The 17,585-nt window shown below is 63.9% G+C and carries 15 protein-coding genes; all 15 read left to right on the top strand.

Annotation, left to right across the window (positions count from 1 at the left end; translation table 11 throughout):
• The first annotated feature begins 45 nt into the window (after positions 1 to 45).
• On the top strand, positions 46 to 717 hold the full coding sequence (gene can, locus FHW83_RS19590) for a carbonate dehydratase (RefSeq protein ID WP_176648026.1): 672 nt from the start codon (positions 46 to 48) through the stop codon (positions 715 to 717).
• 87 nt (positions 718 to 804) lie between these two features.
• Positions 805 to 1,674, top strand: a complete 870-nt coding sequence (locus FHW83_RS19585; RefSeq protein ID WP_176648025.1) for a TauD/TfdA family dioxygenase — start codon at positions 805 to 807, stop codon at positions 1,672 to 1,674.
• Positions 1,675 to 1,690: 16 nt separating this feature from the next.
• Positions 1,691 to 2,686, top strand: coding sequence for an ABC transporter substrate-binding protein (locus FHW83_RS19580; RefSeq protein WP_229224269.1), 996 nt, complete (start codon positions 1,691 to 1,693; stop codon positions 2,684 to 2,686).
• Complete coding sequence (locus FHW83_RS19575; RefSeq protein WP_176648023.1) at positions 2,683 to 3,531, top strand: ABC transporter ATP-binding protein; 849 nt, start codon at positions 2,683 to 2,685, stop codon at positions 3,529 to 3,531. Before FHW83_RS19580 ends, FHW83_RS19575 begins: the two co-directional genes overlap by 4 nt.
• Complete coding sequence (locus FHW83_RS19570) at positions 3,528 to 4,388, top strand: ABC transporter permease (RefSeq protein WP_176648022.1); 861 nt, start codon at positions 3,528 to 3,530, stop codon at positions 4,386 to 4,388. Before FHW83_RS19575 ends, FHW83_RS19570 begins: the two co-directional genes overlap by 4 nt.
• A 118-nt stretch (positions 4,389 to 4,506) precedes the next feature.
• Positions 4,507 to 5,124, top strand: a complete 618-nt coding sequence (locus FHW83_RS19565; RefSeq protein ID WP_176648021.1) for an ANTAR domain-containing response regulator — start codon at positions 4,507 to 4,509, stop codon at positions 5,122 to 5,124.
• A 360-nt stretch (positions 5,125 to 5,484) separates the two neighbouring features.
• Positions 5,485 to 6,657: a CmpA/NrtA family ABC transporter substrate-binding protein gene (locus FHW83_RS19560; RefSeq protein ID WP_176648020.1), complete on the top strand. Its 1,173-nt coding sequence runs from the start codon at positions 5,485 to 5,487 to the stop codon at positions 6,655 to 6,657.
• A gap of 15 nt (positions 6,658 to 6,672) precedes the next feature.
• On the top strand, positions 6,673 to 7,575 hold the full coding sequence (gene ntrB, locus FHW83_RS19555) for a nitrate ABC transporter permease (protein WP_176648019.1): 903 nt from the start codon (positions 6,673 to 6,675) through the stop codon (positions 7,573 to 7,575).
• A gap of 11 nt (positions 7,576 to 7,586) precedes the next feature.
• Entirely contained in the window at positions 7,587 to 8,390 is an 804-nt protein-coding gene (locus FHW83_RS19550) for an ABC transporter ATP-binding protein (protein WP_176648018.1), read from the top strand.
• 15 nt (positions 8,391 to 8,405) lie between these two features.
• Positions 8,406 to 9,080: a methyl-accepting chemotaxis protein gene (locus FHW83_RS19545; RefSeq protein ID WP_373997237.1), complete on the top strand. Its 675-nt coding sequence runs from the start codon at positions 8,406 to 8,408 to the stop codon at positions 9,078 to 9,080.
• Between the two features lie 304 nt (positions 9,081 to 9,384).
• A complete protein-coding gene (locus FHW83_RS19540) occupies positions 9,385 to 10,689 on the top strand; it encodes an MFS transporter (protein ID WP_176648016.1) in 1,305 nt (434 codons plus the stop codon).
• A 13-nt stretch (positions 10,690 to 10,702) separates the two neighbouring features.
• Positions 10,703 to 13,237, top strand: coding sequence for a nitrite reductase large subunit NirB (gene nirB, locus FHW83_RS19535; RefSeq protein WP_176648015.1), 2,535 nt, complete (start codon positions 10,703 to 10,705; stop codon positions 13,235 to 13,237).
• A gap of 10 nt (positions 13,238 to 13,247) precedes the next feature.
• Positions 13,248 to 13,595, top strand: coding sequence for a nitrite reductase small subunit NirD (nirD, locus tag FHW83_RS19530; protein WP_176648014.1), 348 nt, complete (start codon positions 13,248 to 13,250; stop codon positions 13,593 to 13,595).
• Complete coding sequence (locus FHW83_RS19525; RefSeq protein WP_176648013.1) at positions 13,592 to 14,806, top strand: NAD(P)/FAD-dependent oxidoreductase; 1,215 nt, start codon at positions 13,592 to 13,594, stop codon at positions 14,804 to 14,806. Before nirD ends, FHW83_RS19525 begins: the two co-directional genes overlap by 4 nt.
• Before the next feature lie 17 nt (positions 14,807 to 14,823).
• A complete protein-coding gene (locus tag FHW83_RS19520) occupies positions 14,824 to 17,544 on the top strand; it encodes a nitrate reductase (protein ID WP_176648012.1) in 2,721 nt (906 codons plus the stop codon).
• Positions 17,545 to 17,585 lie beyond the last annotated feature (41 nt).

Here is a 17,585-nt window from a genome sequence, read left to right as displayed (position 1 = left end):
CTTTTTCCGCAGACCGGCGGTCTTCTTATGTACGAGAGGAGCATCATGGAAAGCCTGAAGAACAGCACGTCCCCCCTGCGTCACCTGCTGGAGAACAACCGCAAATGGGCCGCATCGGAAGTCGAGCGCGACCCGGACTTCTTCAACCGCCTGGCCACCCAGGCCGCGCCGGAATACCTGTGGATCGGTTGCTCGGACAGCCGCGTGCCGGCGAACGAGCTGCTGGGCCTGGCGCCGGGCGACGTGTTCGTCCACCGCAACATCGCCAACGTGGTGGTGCATTCGGACCTGAACTGCCTGTCGGTGCTGCAGTTCGCGGTGGAGGTGCTGAAGGTCAAGCACGTGATCGTCGTCGGCCACTACGGCTGCAAGGGCGTGCACGCGGCCATGACCGGCGCCCGCGTCGGCCTGGTCGACAACTGGCTGCGCCACGTCTACGACGTCAACCAGAAGCACGAGCGCTACCTGGGCGCCGTGGTCAACGAGCAGAAGCGTTCGGAGCGCCTGGTGGAACTGAACGTGGTCGAGCAAGTGAACAACGTGGTGCAGACCACCATCGTGCGCGACGCCTGGGATCGTGGCCAGGAACTGACCGTGCATGGCTGGGTCTACGGCATCAACGACGGCAAGCTGCAAGACATGGGCATCGCCGTCAGCGCGCTGGACCAGCTGGCGCCGGCCGTCCAGCAGCGTCTGGCGAAGTACGAAACCGCATAAACCAAATAACGATATCGGATAAGATTCGTTTTCTAGATAAGGACGGCGGCCTAGACTGTATCGCACAACTTTCTCAAGGTGTGTGTCATGGCTGCCGTTCTTCAGGATTCTTTTCAGGTTGAGTTGTTCGACGCGCCGCTGGGCGCGGAGATTATTGGGCTGGACCTGAACCGCCCGCTGCCGCAGCGGGAGTTCCAGCGCATTCACAAGGCGCATCTGGATCACCATCTGCTGGTGTTCCGCGACCAGCGCATCAAGCCGCAGCAACAGGTCGATTTCAGCCGCCGTTTCGGCCCGCTGCAAATCCATGTGCTGCGCAATTTCCAGCTGCCTTCCCATCCGGAGGTGCTGATCATTTCCAACATCATCGAGAACGGCAAGCCGCTCGGCCTGGGCGATGCCGGCCACTTCTGGCATTCGGACCTGTCGTACAAGGAAAAGCCCAGCCTCGGCTCGATGCTGCACGCGCAGGAGCTGCCGCTGGAGGGCGGCGATACCTTGTTCGCCAATATGCACCTCGCCTACGACACGCTGCCGGCCGCGCTGCGCCACGCGGTGCAGGGCGCGCGCGCCGAGCACAGTTATCTCGCTCAGTACGAGGAGCTGCGCCGCCGCAGTCCGTTCCGTCCGGCGTTGACGCAGGCGCAGATCGATGAGGTCAAGCCGGTCGTGCATCCTGTGGTGCGCACCCATCCGGAGACTGGCCGCAAGGCCTTGTTCGTGAGCGAGCATTTCACCACCCGCATCGTCGGCGTTCCGGAAGACGAGAGCCGCGCGCTGCTCGACGAGTTGTTCGCGCACAGCGTGAAGCCGGAGCATGTGTACCGCCATCGCTGGGCGCCGCATGACCTGGTGTTCTGGGATAACCGCTCGCTGATGCATCTTGCCGGCGGCACGCCCGAGCATCTGCGCCGCAAGCTGTATCGCACCACCATCGAAGGCGATGTGCCTTTCTAAATCGAAGAGGATCACCATGTTCAGATTGACCGCCGCCGCCCTTGCCTTGAGCTTCGCCATCGCCGCGCCCGCGCAGGCCGAGGGACGCATTCGTATCGCCGAGCAGTTCGGCGTGGTGTACCTGCTGCTCAACGTGGCGCAGGACCAGCAGCTGATCGAGAAGCAGGGCAAGAAGCTCGGTGTCGACATCACTGTGGAGCGCCTGCAGCTGTCGGGCGGTTCGGCGGTGAACGATGCGCTGCTGTCGGGCGCCATCGATATCGCCGGCGCCGGCGTCGGCCCGCTGCTGACGATCTGGGACCGCACCAACGGCAAGCAGAATGTGAAGGGCGTGGCGTCGCTGGGCAGTTTTCCTTACTACCTGGTCAGCACCAACCCGAAGGTGAAGACGATCGCGGATCTGAGCGAGAAGGATCGCATCGCGCTGCCGGCGGTGACGGTGTCGGTACAGTCGCGCATTTTGCAGTACGCGGCCGCCAAGCAGTGGGGCGACAAGGAGTTTGCGCGTCTCGACAAGTACACGCAGACCTTGCCGCATCCGGATGCGGCGGCGGCGGTCATCGCGGGCGGCACCGAGATCAACGGCCACTTCGGCAATCCACCGTTTCAGGAGCAGGAGCTGGCGGCCAACCCGAACGCGCGCATCATCCTGAATTCCTACGACGTGCTGGGCGGGCCGAGTTCGGCCACCGTGCTGTACGCGACCGAGAAATTCCGTAACGAGAATCCAAAGACCTATCGCGCCTTTACCGCCGCGCTGGCGGAGGCGGCGCAGTACATCGCAAAGAATCCCGAAGGCGCGGCCGACACCTATCTGCGGGTCAGCAAGGCCAAGGTGGACCGCGAGCTGCTGCTGAAGATTATCAAGAACCCGCAGGTGAATTTCAGCGTGGCGCCGCAGAATACCTATGGCCTGGCGCAGTTCCTGTACCGGGTTGGCGCGATCAAGAAGCAGCCGGCCAGCTGGCGCGATTACTTCTTTGAAGATCCTGTGATCGCGGCCGGGTCATGAGCTTGCAGATCGTCCGCAGCGAACCGCTGCTCCGTGCCGAGGGCGTGAGTCTGGAATACGGCGGCACGCGCGCTACGCATGATGTCAGCTTCGATGTGTATCGCGGCGACCGCTTTGTGCTACTCGGGCCTTCGGGCTGCGGCAAGTCGTCGCTGTTGAAGGCGGCGGCCGGGTTCATCGCGCCGGCTGCGGGTGGCATCTCGATCAACGGCACGCCGGTGCGCGGGCCGGGGCCGGATAGGATTGTGGTGTTTCAGGAGTTCGATCAGCTGCCGCCGTGGAAGACGGTGAAGGAGAACGTGATGTTCCCGCTGCTGGTGACCAGGCGGGTGAGCCGTCATGAGGCGGCCGAGCGGGCCATGCATTGGATCGCCAAGGTGGGCTTGGGCGGATTTGAGCATGCGCATCCGCACACGCTGTCCGGCGGCATGAAGCAGCGCGTGGCGATCGCGCGGGCGCTGGCGATGCAGCCGGAGGTGTTGTTGATGGACGAGCCGTTCGCCGCGCTCGATGCGCTCACACGGCGCAAGATGCAGGAGGAGTTGGGGCGCTTGTGGGAGGAGTTGCGGTTTACCTTGTTGTTCGTGACGCATTCGATTGAGGAGGCGCTGGTGGTGGGGAATCGGATCTTGCTGCTGTCGCCGCATCCGGGGCAGGTGAGGGCGGAGTTGAATAGCCATCAGTTCGATCTGGCGAGCGCGGGCAGCGCGGAGTTTCAGGCGGCGACGCAGCGCATCCATGGGCTGCTGTTCGATCACGTCGTACCCGCGAAGGCGGGTACCCATAGGCCGCCGGACGACACGCTCAGCATGGATTCCCGCCTGCGCGGGAATGACGCGCTATGAGTCTGGTCATCGACCCGCCGATCCGCCAGGAGCGTGAATACACCGTCACACCGCCAGCGTTGCGGCCGGCGGCGCCGGCGCGTAGTGCCTGGCGGCAGGGCTGGCTGCGCAAGAGCCTCATCCTGCTCCTGCTGGCCGCCCTGTGGGAAGCCATCGCCCGCTGGCAAAACAACGACCTGCTGCTGCCGACCTTCCTGCAAACCGCGCAAGCTTTCCTGCAAGGCATCACCAGCGGCGAGCTGCTGGATCGCGTGCGCGTCTCGCTCACCGTCCTTCTGCAAGGCTACGCGGCCGGCATCCTGGCCGCCTTCGCCCTGACCGCGCTGGCCGCCTCCACCCGCATCGGCCGCGACTTGCTGGAAACCCTGACCGCCATGTTCAACCCGCTGCCCGCCATCGCCCTGCTGCCGCTGGCGCTGCTGTGGTTCGGCCTTGGCAAAGCCAGCCTGCTGTTCGTGATCGTGCACGCGGTGCTGTGGCCGCTGGCGGTGGGCGCCTACGCCGGCTTTCAGTCGGTCCCCGACACGCTGCGCATGGCCGGCCGCAATTACGGCCTCTCCGGCCTGCGCTTCGTGCTGCACATCCTGGTGCCGGCCGCGCTGCCGTCCATCCTGTCCGGTCTGAAAATTGGCTGGGCCTTCGCCTGGCGCACCCTGATCGCCGCCGAGCTGGTGTTCGGCACCACCGCCGGGCAGGGCGGCCTGGGCTGGTACATCTTCCAGAACCGCAACGAGCTCTATACAGACAAAGTCTTTGCCGGCCTGGCCGCCGTCATCCTGATAGGTTTGTTCATTGACAATGTGGTATTCCGTCCACTGGAAACGCTGACGATACGGCGCTGGGGCATGCAGCGTTAGGATGAACGCTGGCAGAATTTGTCGGTTGTACCGTAAAATCTGCCCATGAGCATCCAAAATACTGGTTTGATTCTTGCTTGCAGCAGGGTCACGACCCACTCCCATGCGTAAGCCGGCCATGCCCAATTTGCGTATCGTTGTCGTCAACACCGTCATCCATGACGAGGGTGACGAGGCGCTGCACGCGCAGGCCGAGCGTGCGCGGGTGCTGCGCATCGCCCTGCTGGAGGCGGGCTACGACATCATCGCCTCGCTGCCGCCCGATATGTACCTCCCGGAGCGCATCGCCCAGCTGCAGCCCGACATGATCATCGTCGACGCCGAGTCGGACGCGCGCGATGTGCTGGAGCATGTGGTCATCGCCACCCGCGACGAGCGTCGCCCGATCGTCATGTTCACCGAGGACCAGGATCCGGAAAGCATGGAGGCGGCGGTCGAGGCCGGCGTGTCGGCCTATGTGGTGGCCGGCCTGCAGAGCGAACGCATCAAACCGGTGCTGCAAGTGGCGCTGGCCCAGTTCAAGCGCGAGCAGAAGCTGCTGGACGAGCTGAGCGACACCAAGAGCAAGCTGGCCGAGCGCAAGGTGATCGAGCGCGCCAAGGGCCTGCTGATGGAGCGCCAGCGCTTCACCGAGGAGCAGGCCTACCAGAAGCTGCGCTCCATGGCGATGAGCAAGAACCTCAAGCTGTCCGAAGTGGCGCAGCGCATCCTCGACGTCGAGGACCTTTTGGGCTGAAACCGCCCACCCAAAATGATGCACCGCGCAAAAGCGGTGCATTTTTTTTGCCCAAATTCCTCCGCAACATCATCCTTTCCCCCTGTAAACCCGCTGGCACGGACATTGCATAACCGTAGACAAGCGCAATGCTGCGCGGATGTGCCTTGCCAACGGCGGTAGGGCCCACCAGACAACGACGTCTACCAATCATGAATTCGTTTCGTGAGGGTAGGCGTTTTTTTTGGCTCTTAGTTATCGACGACTACAAGAAGGGGAAACACCATGAACTACACAAAACTAGGCACTCCAAAGACGGACGCAGTCAACGTAACACGCAGAAAAATAATTCATGGTGCAGGTCTTGTAGCGGGAGGAAGTATGTTGGGTTTGTCGACGGGTGGTGTATGGGCAGCGGGTTCGGATAAGCCGGAGAAGGAAGAAATCAAGATCGGCTTCATCCCGCTGACCGACTGCGCCTCCGTGATCATGGCCTCGGTGCTGGGCTTCGACAAGAAGTACGGCGTCAAGTTCGTGCTGAGCAAGGAAGCCTCCTGGGCCGGCGTGCGCGACAAGCTGTCGAATGGCGACCTGGACGCGGCCCATGTGCTGTACGGCCTGCTGTACGGCGTACAAATGGGCATCGGCGGCCAGAAGAAGGACATGGCCGTGCTCATGAGCCTCAATAACAACGGCCAGGCCATCACCCTCTCCAAGAAAGTCGCCGACAAGGGCGGCGTCGATGGCGCCTCGCTGGCCAAGTTGATGCAGACCGACAAGCGCGAATACACCTTCGCGCAGACCTTCCCGACCGGCACCCACGCCATGTGGCTGTACTACTGGCTGGCCGCCAACGGCATCAACCCGATGAAGGATGCCAAGGTCATCACCGTGCCGCCGCCGCAGATGGTGGCCAATATGCGCGTCGGCAATATGGACGGCTTCTGCGTGGGCGAGCCGTGGAACCACCGCGCCATCATGGACGGCGTCGGCATCACCGCCACCACCACCCAGGAAATCTGGAAGGATCACCCGGAGAAGGTGCTGGGCTCCACCCTGGAATTCGCCAAGAAATATCCGAACACCTGCCGCGCCATGATGGCCGCCATCCTGGACGCTGGCAAATGGATCGATTCCTCGCTGGCCAACAAGAACAAGATGGCCGAAACCATCGCGGATAAATCCTATGTCAACACCAGCAAGGATGCGATCGACCAGCGCATCATGGGCCGCTACCAGAACGGCCTGGGCAAGACTTGGGACGACCCTAACCACATGAAGTTCTACAACGACGGCGCGGTCAACTTCCCCTACCTGTCGGACGGCATGTGGTTCATGACCCAGCACCGCCGCTGGGGCCTGCTGAAGGACGATCCCGACTACCTGGCCGTGGCCACCTCGGTCAATCAGATCGATCTGTACAAGGACGCCGCCACCATGACCAAGACGCCGGTGCCGAAAAGCCCGCTGCGGACGTCGAAGCTGATGGATGGTTCCGTGTGGGACGGCAAGAACCCGAAAGCGTTCGCCGCCTCGTTCAAGATCAAAGCCTGATGATGGGGGGATGCCATGAATGCCATGCTGAAGCCAGACAGCGCCGAGCCTGTCGCCGCTGAGATCACCACCGGCGACAAGCCGGCCCGCCGTCCACGCCGTCCGCTCGCCGCCAACGGCGCCGCGCGCGCGCGCCAGCAAGTCTCCGCCACCGCGCTGAAAGTCATCGCGCCGCTGGTGGGCGCCGCCTTGCTGGTGCTGGTCTGGCAAATCATCACCATGAAGAACAGCACCTTCCCGACGCCGGCCGCCACGCTGGACGAGGCGATCAAGCTGTTCTCCGATCCGTTCTACCGCAACAGCCCGAATGACCAGGGCATCGGCTGGAACCTGCTGGCCTCCCTGCAGCGCGTGGGCGTGGGCTTTGGCCTGGCGGCGCTGGTGGGCATCCCGCTGGGCTTCCTGATCGGCCGGGTGCAGTTCGCCAGCGCCATGTTCAGCCCCATCATCAGCCTGCTGAAGCCGGTGTCGCCGCTGGCGTGGCTGCCGATCGGCCTGCTGGTGTTCAAGTCGGCCAATCCGGCCGCGATCTGGTCCATCTTCATCTGCTCGATCTGGCCGATGATCATCAACACCGCCATCGGCGTGCAGCGAGTGCCGCAGGACTATATGAACGTGGCGCGCGTGCTCAACCTGTCGGAATGGAAGATCCTGACCAAGATCCTGCTGCCATCGGCGCTGCCCTTCGTGCTGACCGGCGTGCGCCTGTCGATCGGCACCGCGTGGCTGGTGATCGTCGCGGCCGAGATGCTGACCGGCGGCGTGGGCATCGGCTTCTGGGTGTGGGACGAGTGGAACAACCTGAACGTACCGCACATCATCATCGCCATCGGCGCCATCGGCCTGGTTGGCTTGCTGCTGGAGCAGGCGCTGATGGCGCTGGCCCGCGCATTCACCTACGAACAAGTATCGAACTAAGGAGCACAGTCATGGACGATCCAAAATTCATCGATATCGAAGGCGTGGAGATGGTGTTCCACACGAAAAAGGGCGTGTTCCACGCGCTGCGTGAGATCGACCTGAAGGTGGCCAAGGGCGAATTCATCACCCTGATCGGCCACTCCGGCTGCGGCAAGTCGACGCTGCTCAACCTGATCGCCGGCCTGCTGAAACCGACCGATGGCGTGCTGCTGTGCGCCAACCGCGAGATCGCCGGACCGTCGCCCGAGCGCTCGGTGGTGTTCCAGAATCACTCGCTGCTGCCGTGGTTGACCTGCTACGAAAACATCTACCTCGGCGTGGAGCGCGTGTTCGGCGCGACCGAGACCAAGGCGCAGCTCAAGGAGCGCACCATGGCGGCGCTGGCGCTGGTCGGCCTGACGCATGCGGAGACCAAGCGCCCGCACGAAATCTCGGGCGGCATGAAGCAGCGCGTCGGCATCGCCCGCGCGCTGGCGATGGAGCCGAAAGTGCTGCTGATGGACGAGCCGTTCGGCGCGCTCGACGCGCTGACCCGCGCCCACCTGCAGGACGAGCTGCTGAAGATCGTCGCCGCCACCAAGTCCACGGTGGTGATGGTGACGCACGACGTGGACGAGGCGGTGCTGCTGTCCGACCGCATCGTCATGATGACCAACGGCCCGGCCGCCACCATCGGCGAAATCGTCGATGTGCGGCTGGAGCGTCCGCGTGACCGCGTGGCGCTGGCGTCGGATGCGAAGTACATGGAGTACCGCACGGCGGTGCTGGAGTTCCTGTACCGGAAACAAGCGCATCCCGCCAAAGCCGCTTAACCCAGGAGAAAAACGATGCACATGCACGCGCCTATCGCACCCGCCACCGGTTCCCATGGTGGCAAGCCTTTGCCGGGGGAAGTCTTCGGCGCCCTGATCAACCTGTCCGGGCGTCGCCGTTTCACCTCGCAGCGGCTGGTGTTGTACGCCGTGCTGGCATCGCAGCGGCAAGAGGGCGCGGCCGCCATCGCGCACGAAACGCTGGCGCTGTTCCGCGGCGCCCACAAATCGCTGCTGACCGATGGCGACGGCCTGCCGGGCGTGTTCTGCCCGGAGCTGGAGCAGGCTTACTTCGGCAAGCTGCAGGGCGACCGCGAGATCAGCGCCTTCGCCGACCTGGCCGAGCGCACCCTGAAGGCGATCGCGAACGATGCCTCGGACAGCGCGGAACTGCTGGCGGAACTGGTGCGCATCACCACCCCCACGCTCGCCATCCTCAACCAGATCACCGGCATCTACGAGGAACAGGCCAAGCTGCATGCAAGATTGATGAAAAAGCAGCTGCGCGGCGTGATCACGGATATTGAAACCATCAACCGCCAGGCGCGCATGGTGGCCTTCAACGCCCGCATCGTGGCCGCGCGCGCCGGCCAGGCCGGCAAGGAATTCTCGGTGGTGGCGGGCGTCCTGTCCAACATCAGCGGCGAAATCGATGAAATGGTGGCCGCCGCGCTGGCCGCCGCCGGCTAGGGCGTGTGCACCGCCGGTGCGCACCGATAGCGTGCACGGTGCACCGCAACATTGCAGTGCACCGTTTTGTTTTTACCCCGCCAAACCCGCATTTTTCCGTCGTTTCCCTCTGTGGCCGGCCGTTTCAAGGGGCTGGCACAGCTCTTGCAACGCATAGGGCAAGGGATCAACGGCGATCTCCCAGAAACACACGAATTCATAGCTGGTCCAAGGACGGACTGGCAGGACAACGGCGTCCGCCCAACCCGGTCTTTGCGACTGCGGTTGTGCGGGCGCCTTTTTGTTTTCTGAACGGGATAAAAAAATGGCCAGCAAAGCTACCAGCATCAAGCTCTTTTCGATTTCAACGCCTCAGATGCGGGCGTTCCACTTGACCTGGATGGCGTTCTTCGTCTGCTTCTTCGCATGGTTCGCCTGCGCGCCGCTGATGCCGGTGATTAAAGGCGAATTCGGCCTGACGCCGGCGCAAATCGCCAACATCAACATCGCCGCTGTTGCCGTCACCATCATCGTGCGCCTGATTATCGGCCCGCTGTGCGACCACTTCGGCCCGCGCAAAGCCTACACCGGCCTGCTGCTGCTGGGCTCCATCCCCGTGATCGGCGTGGCGTTCGCGCAAACCTACGAAAGCTTCCTGTTCTTCCGCCTCGCCATCGGCGCGGCCGGCGCCAGCTTCGTCATCACCCAGTACCACACCTCGGTGATGTTCGCGCCGAAAGTGGTGGGCACCGCCAACGCCGCCGCCGCAGGCTGGGGCAACGCCGGCGGCGGCGCCGCGCAAGCGGCCATGCCGCTGCTGATGGCGGCCATGATCATGCTGGGCGTGGGCGAAGGCTACGGCTGGCGCGCCGCCCTGATCGTGCCGGGCGTGCTGATGATCATCATGGCCGGCGTCTACTACCGCTTCACGCAAGATTGCCCGCAAGGTAACTTCAAGGAACTGCGCGCCGCCGGCATCGCCATCGACGGCGGCAAGAAAGGCGGCTGGGATTCGTTCAAGCTGGCCGCCGCCAACTACCGCGTATGGCTGCTGTTCATCACCTACGGCGCCTGCTTCGGCATCGAGATCTTCATCCACAACATCGCCGCCACCTACTACGTCGACCACTTCAAACTGACGCTGGCGCAAGCCGGCATGGCGGCCGGCAGCTTCGGTCTGCTGGCGCTGTTCGCCCGCGCGCTGGGCGGCTGGGTGTCGGACAAATTCGCCGCCGCCGGCAACCTGAATAACCGCGTCAACCTGCTGTTCGTGCTGATGCTGGGCGAAGGCGCCGGCCTGCTGATGTTCGCCCACGCCGGCAACGCCACCCTGGCCATCTGCGCCATGCTGTTCTTCGGCCTGTTCACCCACATGGCTTGCGGCGCGACCTACGCCGTGGTGCCTTTCGTCGACAAGCGCGCCCTGGGCGGCGTGGCCGGCATCATCGGTGCCGGCGGCAACGTGGGCGCGGTCGCCGCAGGCTTCCTGATGAAGGGCACCGGCGACGTGCAGCAGACCCTGAGCATCCTCGGCGTACTGGTTGGCATCTCAGCCCTGTGCGCACTGGCCGCGCGCTTCAGCGCCGCCGCAGTGGAAGAATCCGCAATCGCCACCAAGCTGGCAGCTTAATAGGACTAGCATCATGAAAATTATCGTTATCGGCCACGGCATGGTAGGCCACAAATTCCTGGAAAGCCTGGCTAACAGCGGCACCCCTAACCTGCAGGTGACGGTGCTGTGCGAAGAACCGCGTCCCGCATACGATCGCGTGCACCTGTCGGAATTCTTCTCGGGTAAAACGGCCGAAGACCTGTCGCTGGTGAAGCCGGGCTTCTTCGAACAAAACGACAGCATGGTGCTGCGCCTGAACACCCGCGCCACCGCCATCGATACCAAGGCCAAAACCGTCACCACCGGCGAAGGCGAAGTTCTCTCCTACGACAAACTGGTGATCGCCACCGGCTCTTACCCATTCGTTCCGCCGCTGCCGGGCAAGGAGCGCAAGGACTGCTTCGTCTACCGCACCATCGAAGACCTGGAAGCCATGCTGGAATGCGGCAAGCGCTCCAAGACCGGCGTGGTGATCGGCGGCGGCCTGCTGGGCCTCGAATGCGCCAAGGCCCTGCGCGACATGAATCTGGAAACCCACGTGGTGGAATTCTCGCCGCGCCTGATGGCGGTGCAGGTCGACGATGGCGGCGGCCGTGTGCTGCGCCGTAAAATCGAAGACCTGGGTGTGACCGTCCACACCGGCAAGAACACCACCGCCATCGTCGATGGCGAAGCGGCCACCCATCGCATGGAGTTCGCCGACGGCGGCCACCTGGAAGCCGACATGATCGTGTTCTCGGCCGGTATCCGCCCGCGCGACATGCTGGCCAAGGAAGCCGGCCTGACCATCGGCCCGCGCGGCGGGATTGAAATCAACAACAACTGCGTCACCTCTGACCCGCACGTCTACGCCATCGGCGAGTGCGCGCTGTGGGGCGGCATGATCTTCGGCCTGGTGGCGCCGGGCTACGAGATGGCGCGTGTCGCCGTCAAGCACATGCTGGGCGAAGCGGCGGAGTTCTCCGGCGCCGACATGAGCACCAAGCTGAAACTGATGGGCGTGGACGTGGCCTCGATCGGCGACCCGCACGGCAAGGAAGAGGGCAGCCACTCCTACCAGTTCATCGACGAACGCAAACAGATCTACAAGAAAATCGTGGTGTCCAGCTGCGGCAAATACCTGCTGGGCGGCGTGATGGTGGGCGACGCCACCGAATACGGCACACTGCTGCAAATGATGCTGAACAAGATCGAACTGCCGGAGTCGCCGGAGTTCCTGATCCTGCCGCAATCGGACGGCGCGGCCAAGCCGGCCCTGGGCGTGGATGCGCTGCCGGACAGCGCGCAGATCTGCTCCTGCAATAACATCTCCAAAGGCCAGCTGTGCGCCGCCGTGCAGAATGGCGCCTGCACCATCGGTGAACTGAAGTCGTGCACCACTGCCGGCACCGCGTGCGGCGGCTGCGTGCCGCTCGTCACCCAAGTGATGAAGGCCGAGATGAAGAAGCAGGGCATGGAAGTGAACAACCATGTGTGCGAACACTTCGCCTACTCGCGCCAGGAGCTGTTCCACCTGATCAAAGTCGGCCAGATCAAGACCTTCAACGACCTGCTGCACAAGCATGGCAAAGGCCTCGGTTGCGACGTGTGCAAACCGCTGACCGCCTCCATCCTGGCCACCGTGTACAACGACTTCGTGCTGAAGAAGGAACACGCCAGCCTGCAGGACACCAACGACTACTTCCTCGGCAACATCCAGAAGGATGGCACCTACTCGGTGGTGCCGCGCATGCCGGGCGGCGAAGTGACCGCCGATGGCCTGATCGCGGTCGGCCAGGTGGCCAAGAAGTACGGCCTGTACACCAAGATCACCGGCGGCGCCCGCGTCGACATGTTCGGCGCCCGCGTGGAGCAGCTGCCGCTGATCTGGGAAGAACTGATCGCCGCCGGCTTCGAGTCCGGCCACGCCTACGGCAAGTCGCTGCGCACCGTGAAGTCCTGCGTCGGCTCGACCTGGTGCCGTTACGGCGTGGATGATTCCATCGGCCTGGCGGTGGAACTGGAAAACCGCTACAAGGGCCTGCGCGCGCCGCACAAGATCAAGTTCGGCGTGTCCGGCTGCACCCGCGAGTGCGCGGAAGCGCAGGGCAAGGACGTCGGCGTGATCGCCACCGAAAAAGGCTGGAACCTGTACGTGTGCGGCAACGGCGGCATGAAGCCACGCCACGCGGAACTGATCGCCACCGAACTGGATAAGGCCACCCTGATCAAGTACATCGACCGCTTCCTGATGTTCTACGCCCGCACCGGTGACCGCCTGCAGCGCACCAGCACCTGGCGCGAGAACATGGAAGGCGGCCTGGATTACCTGAAGGACGTCATCATCAACGACAAGCTGGGCATCGCCGCCGAGCTGGAAGCCGACATGGCGCACGTGGTCAGCACCTACGCTTGCGAGTGGAAAGAGGCGGTCGAGAATCCAGAGACCCGCAAACGCTTCCGCCACTTCGTCAACAGCGACAAGAGCGACCAGAACGTGCTGTTCATGGAGGAGCGCGGCCAGATCCGCCCGGCCACCATCGAAGAACGCAAGCGCGTTATCCCTATCGCAGTCAAGGCAGCTTGAGGAGAAAATTATGCACCGTGATATTCAAACCGATAACTGGATCGCCGTCTGCAACCTGGACGACATCGTGCCCAACACCGGCGTGTGCGCGCTGCTGAACGACGAACAAGTGGCCGTATTCCACGTCGATGACGGCGGCCCGCGCGTGTTCGCCATCGATAACTACGATCCGAATTCGGAGGCGTCCGTGCTGTCGCGCGGTCTGGTGGGTTCGCTGGGCGAGCGCATCGTGGTCGCCTCGCCGATCTACAAGCAGCACTTCGACCTGCAAACCGGCGAGTGCCTGGAAGCGCCGGAGCACTCGGTTGGTACTTATCCGACCCGCATCGAGGGCGGTAAAGTCTGGGTAGGCTTATGAAACCCGCGCTGGTCGTCATTGGCAACGGCATGGCCGGCATGCGTACGGTGGAAGAACTGTACAAGCTGGCCCCGGACATGTACGACATCACCGTGTTCGGCGCCGAGCCGCACGGTAACTACAACCGCATCCTGCTGTCGCCGGTGCTGGCGGGCGAGAAGAGCATCGACGACATCATGCTCAACACGCGCGAATGGTACGTCCAGCACAACATCACGCTGCACGCCGGCGACCCGGTGGTGCACATCGACCGCCGCAAGCGCATCGTGCGCGCGCAATCCGGGCTGGAAGTACGCTACGACCGTCTGCTGATCGCCACCGGCTCCAAGCCCTTCATCATCCCGGTGCCTGGCCACAAGCTGGATGGCGTGCTGGCCTTCCGCGACATCCAGGACGTGGAAACCATGCTGGCCATGGCGCGCAATCACCGCAACGCGGTGGTGATCGGCGGCGGCCTGCTGGGCCTTGAAGCGGCCAACGGCCTGCAACGCCAGGGCATGTCCGTGACGGTGGTGCACGTGACCGACGCGTTGATGAACCAGCAGCTGGACAAGCCCGCCGCCCTGCTGCTGCAAAAAGCGCTGGAAGCCAAAGGCCTGAAGTTCATGATGGAAGCGCAGACCGAGGAAATCCTCGGCCCCGACCGCGTGACCGGCGTGCGCTTCAAGGACGGCACCGTGATCCCGGCCGACCTGGTGGTGATGACCGCCGGCGTGCGCCCGAACATCGAACTCGCCAAGGCCGCCGGCCTGCACTGCGAACGCGCCATCGTGGTGGACGACACCCTGCAAACCTACGACCCGCGCGTGTACGCCGTGGGCGAATGCGTGCAACACCGCAGCGCCACGTTTGGCCTGGTCGCGCCGATCTGGGACCAGGCCCGCGTGTGCGGCGCCCACCTGGCCGGCGCCGGCGTGCGCCGCTACGTGCAATCGACATCGCCAACCCGCCTGAAAGTCACCGGCGTGGACCTGTACTCGGTCGGCGATTTCATCGGCGGCGAGGGCAGCGAAGACCTGGTGTTGCGCGATGCGCGTCGCGGGGTCTACAAGCGCCTCGTATTGAAGGATAATCGTGTCACCGGCGCCGTGCTGTATGGCGACGTGAAGGATGGCCCTTGGTATTTCGGTTTGATCCAGAACCGTGCCGACATCACGCCGATCCGGCAAACCCTGTTATTTGGCGAAGCCCTGTCCAACCGGGCCGCATGAATTAAGCGAGAAACATCTTGAACCTGTCCACCGACCATCTGGCTATCCGTACTACTTGTGCTTACTGCGGCGTAGGCTGCGGTGTGCAGGCCACGCCGCTGGCCGACGGCACGATCGCCATCGCCGGCGACAAACAGCATCCGGCCAACAAGGGCCGTCTGTGCGTGAAAGGTTCCGCGCTGGGAGAAACCGTGGGGCTGGAAGGCCGCCTGCTGTACCCGCAGATCCGCGAGGAAGATGGCCTGCGCCGCGCCTCGTGGGACGAAGCGCTTGGCAAAGTGGCAGACGCCTGGAAAACCATCATCGCCGAGCACGGCCCGGACGCGGTCGCGCTGTACGTCTCCGGCCAGCTGCTGACCGAGGACTACTACGTCGCCAACAAGCTGATGAAGGGCTACGTCGGCAGCGCCAACATCGACACCAACTCGCGCCTGTGCATGTCGTCCGCCGTGGCGGGCTACAAGCGCGCCTTTGGCGAGGACCTGGTGCCGGTCTGCTACGACGACCTGGAACTGGCCGACATGATCGTGCTGGTGGGCTCCAACACCGCGTGGTGCCACCCGATCCTGTTCCAGCGCATCCTGAAAGCCAAGGAAGCGCGTCCTGAACTCAAACTGGTGGTGATCGATCCGCGCCGCACCGCCACCTGCGAGCTGGCCGACCTGCACCTGCCGGTCAAGGCGGGCACCGACGTGTGGCTGTTCAACGGCTTGCTGAGCTACCTGTCGCGCATTGGCGCGGTCGATCCGCGTTTCGTCGAGAACCACACCAACGGTTTCCAGGCCGCGCTGGACGTGGCCAACGCCGATTGCGCCGATCCCGCCGTCGTCGCCAAGATCTGCCGCATCGAACTGCCGGTGCTGCTGGAGTTCTACGAACTGTTCGCCTCCACCCGCAAGACCATCACCGCCTACTCGATGGGCGTGAACCAGTCCTCGGCCGGCACCGACAAGGCGAACGCCATCATCAACTGCCATCTCATCGGCGGCCGTCTCGGCAAGCCGGGCATGGGGCCGTTCTCCATCACCGGCCAGCCGAACGCCATGGGCGGCCGCGAAGTCGGCGGCCTGGCCAACATGCTGGCCGCGCACATGGACCTGGAACGGGCCGAGCATCGCGAAGTGGTGCAGACGTTCTGGGAATCGCCAGTCATGGCCGACAAGGGCGGCCTGAAAGCGGTGGACCTGTTCCAGGCCATCGAAGAAGGCAAGGTCAAGTCGGTGTGGGTGATCGCCACCAATCCGGTGGTCAGTCTGCCGGACGCGGATCAGGTGCGCCGCGCGCTGGAAAAGTGCGAACTGGTGATCTCCTCCGACATCATGCAGAACACCGACACCACCGCCTACGCCGACGTGCTGCTGCCAGCCTTGGGCTGGGGCGAGAAGGATGGCACCGTCACCAATTCCGAGCGCCGCATCTCGCGCCAGCGCGCCTTCCTGCCGGCGCCGGGCGAAGCGCTGCCGGACTGGAAGATCCTGTCGCTGTTCGCACAGCGCATGGGCTACAGCGGCTTTGATTTCGCCGGCCAGCATGACGTGTTCAACGAACACGCGGGGCTGAGCGGTTTCCGCAACGCCGTGGGCGACGTGCCGCGCGCGTTCGACATGTCCGGCCTCGCGGGCCTGAGCCAGCGCGAGTACGACGATCTGGAGCCGACCCAGTGGCCGGTTCGCCGCGCCGCTTCCGGCGAGCTGGAAATCGAAAACCGCCTGTTCAAGGATTATGTGTTCGCCCATGCGGACGGCAAGGCGCGCTTCATCGCCACCGCGCCGCGTTTGCCGAAGCACGCCGTCAGCGAGGACTATCCGCTGTCGCTCAACACCGGCCGCGTGCGCGACCAGTGGCACACCATGACCCGCACCGGCAAGTCCGCCACGCTGGCCGATCACATCGCCGAATCGTTTGTCGACATGCACCCGCAGGATGCGCTGCTGAGCGGCGTGCGCGAAGGTGAGCTGGCGCGCATCACGTCCGAGTGGGGCGCGATGGTGGCGCGCGTGCAGCACGGTGGCGGCATCCCGCGCGGCAGCGTGTTCGTTCCGATTCATTGGAATGGCCAGACCGCGTCCGACGCCCGCGTTGGCGCGGTGGTCAATCCGGTGGTGGACCCGGTGTCGGGCGAGCCTGAATTCAAGCATACGCCGGTGCGTGTGGAGCAGTTCCGTGTCAACTGGCACGGCTTCATCCTGAGCCGCGCGGAGGTGAACCTCGACAGCGTGGCCCACTGGACCCGCATCCAGGGGCGCGAGTTCGCGCGCTACGAGCTGGCCGGCCGCAACACCATCAAGGATTATCCGGCCTGGGCGCGCGCCCTGCTGGGCGTGGAAGACCTCGACGCCGACTGGCTGGAATACGAAGACCGCACCGCCGGCGTGTACCGCGCCGTGCACGTGGTGGATGATCGCATCGACCAGTGCATCTTCGTCTCGCCGCGCCAGGACATGCCGTCGCGCGCATGGCTGGCCAGCCTGTTCGCCAAGGAGCAGCTGAGCGAGATCGATCGCGTCGGCCTGCTGGTCGGCATGCCGGTGGAGAAGGGCGCGGACACCGGTCCTACCGTGTGCTCGTGCTTCGGCGTCGGCCGCAACACCATCTGCAACGCCATCGTCGAGAAGGACTTGAAGACGGTGCCGGAGGTGACGGCCTGCCTGAAAGCCGGCGGCAATTGCGGCTCCTGCGTCCCGGAGATCAAGAAAATCCTGGTGCAAACCCGGGTGGAGGCGGCAGAGGCACAGTAGGAAAGGTTGTGATTATGGTAAGCTAGGCTTGTCAATCGCAA

This window comes from Duganella sp. SG902, from assembly GCF_013376005.1.
Taxonomy (GTDB): domain Bacteria; phylum Pseudomonadota; class Gammaproteobacteria; order Burkholderiales; family Burkholderiaceae_D; genus Rugamonas.
The sequence above is the reverse complement of the archived record's forward strand: the minus strand, read 5'-3'. Positions and strand labels throughout refer to the sequence as shown.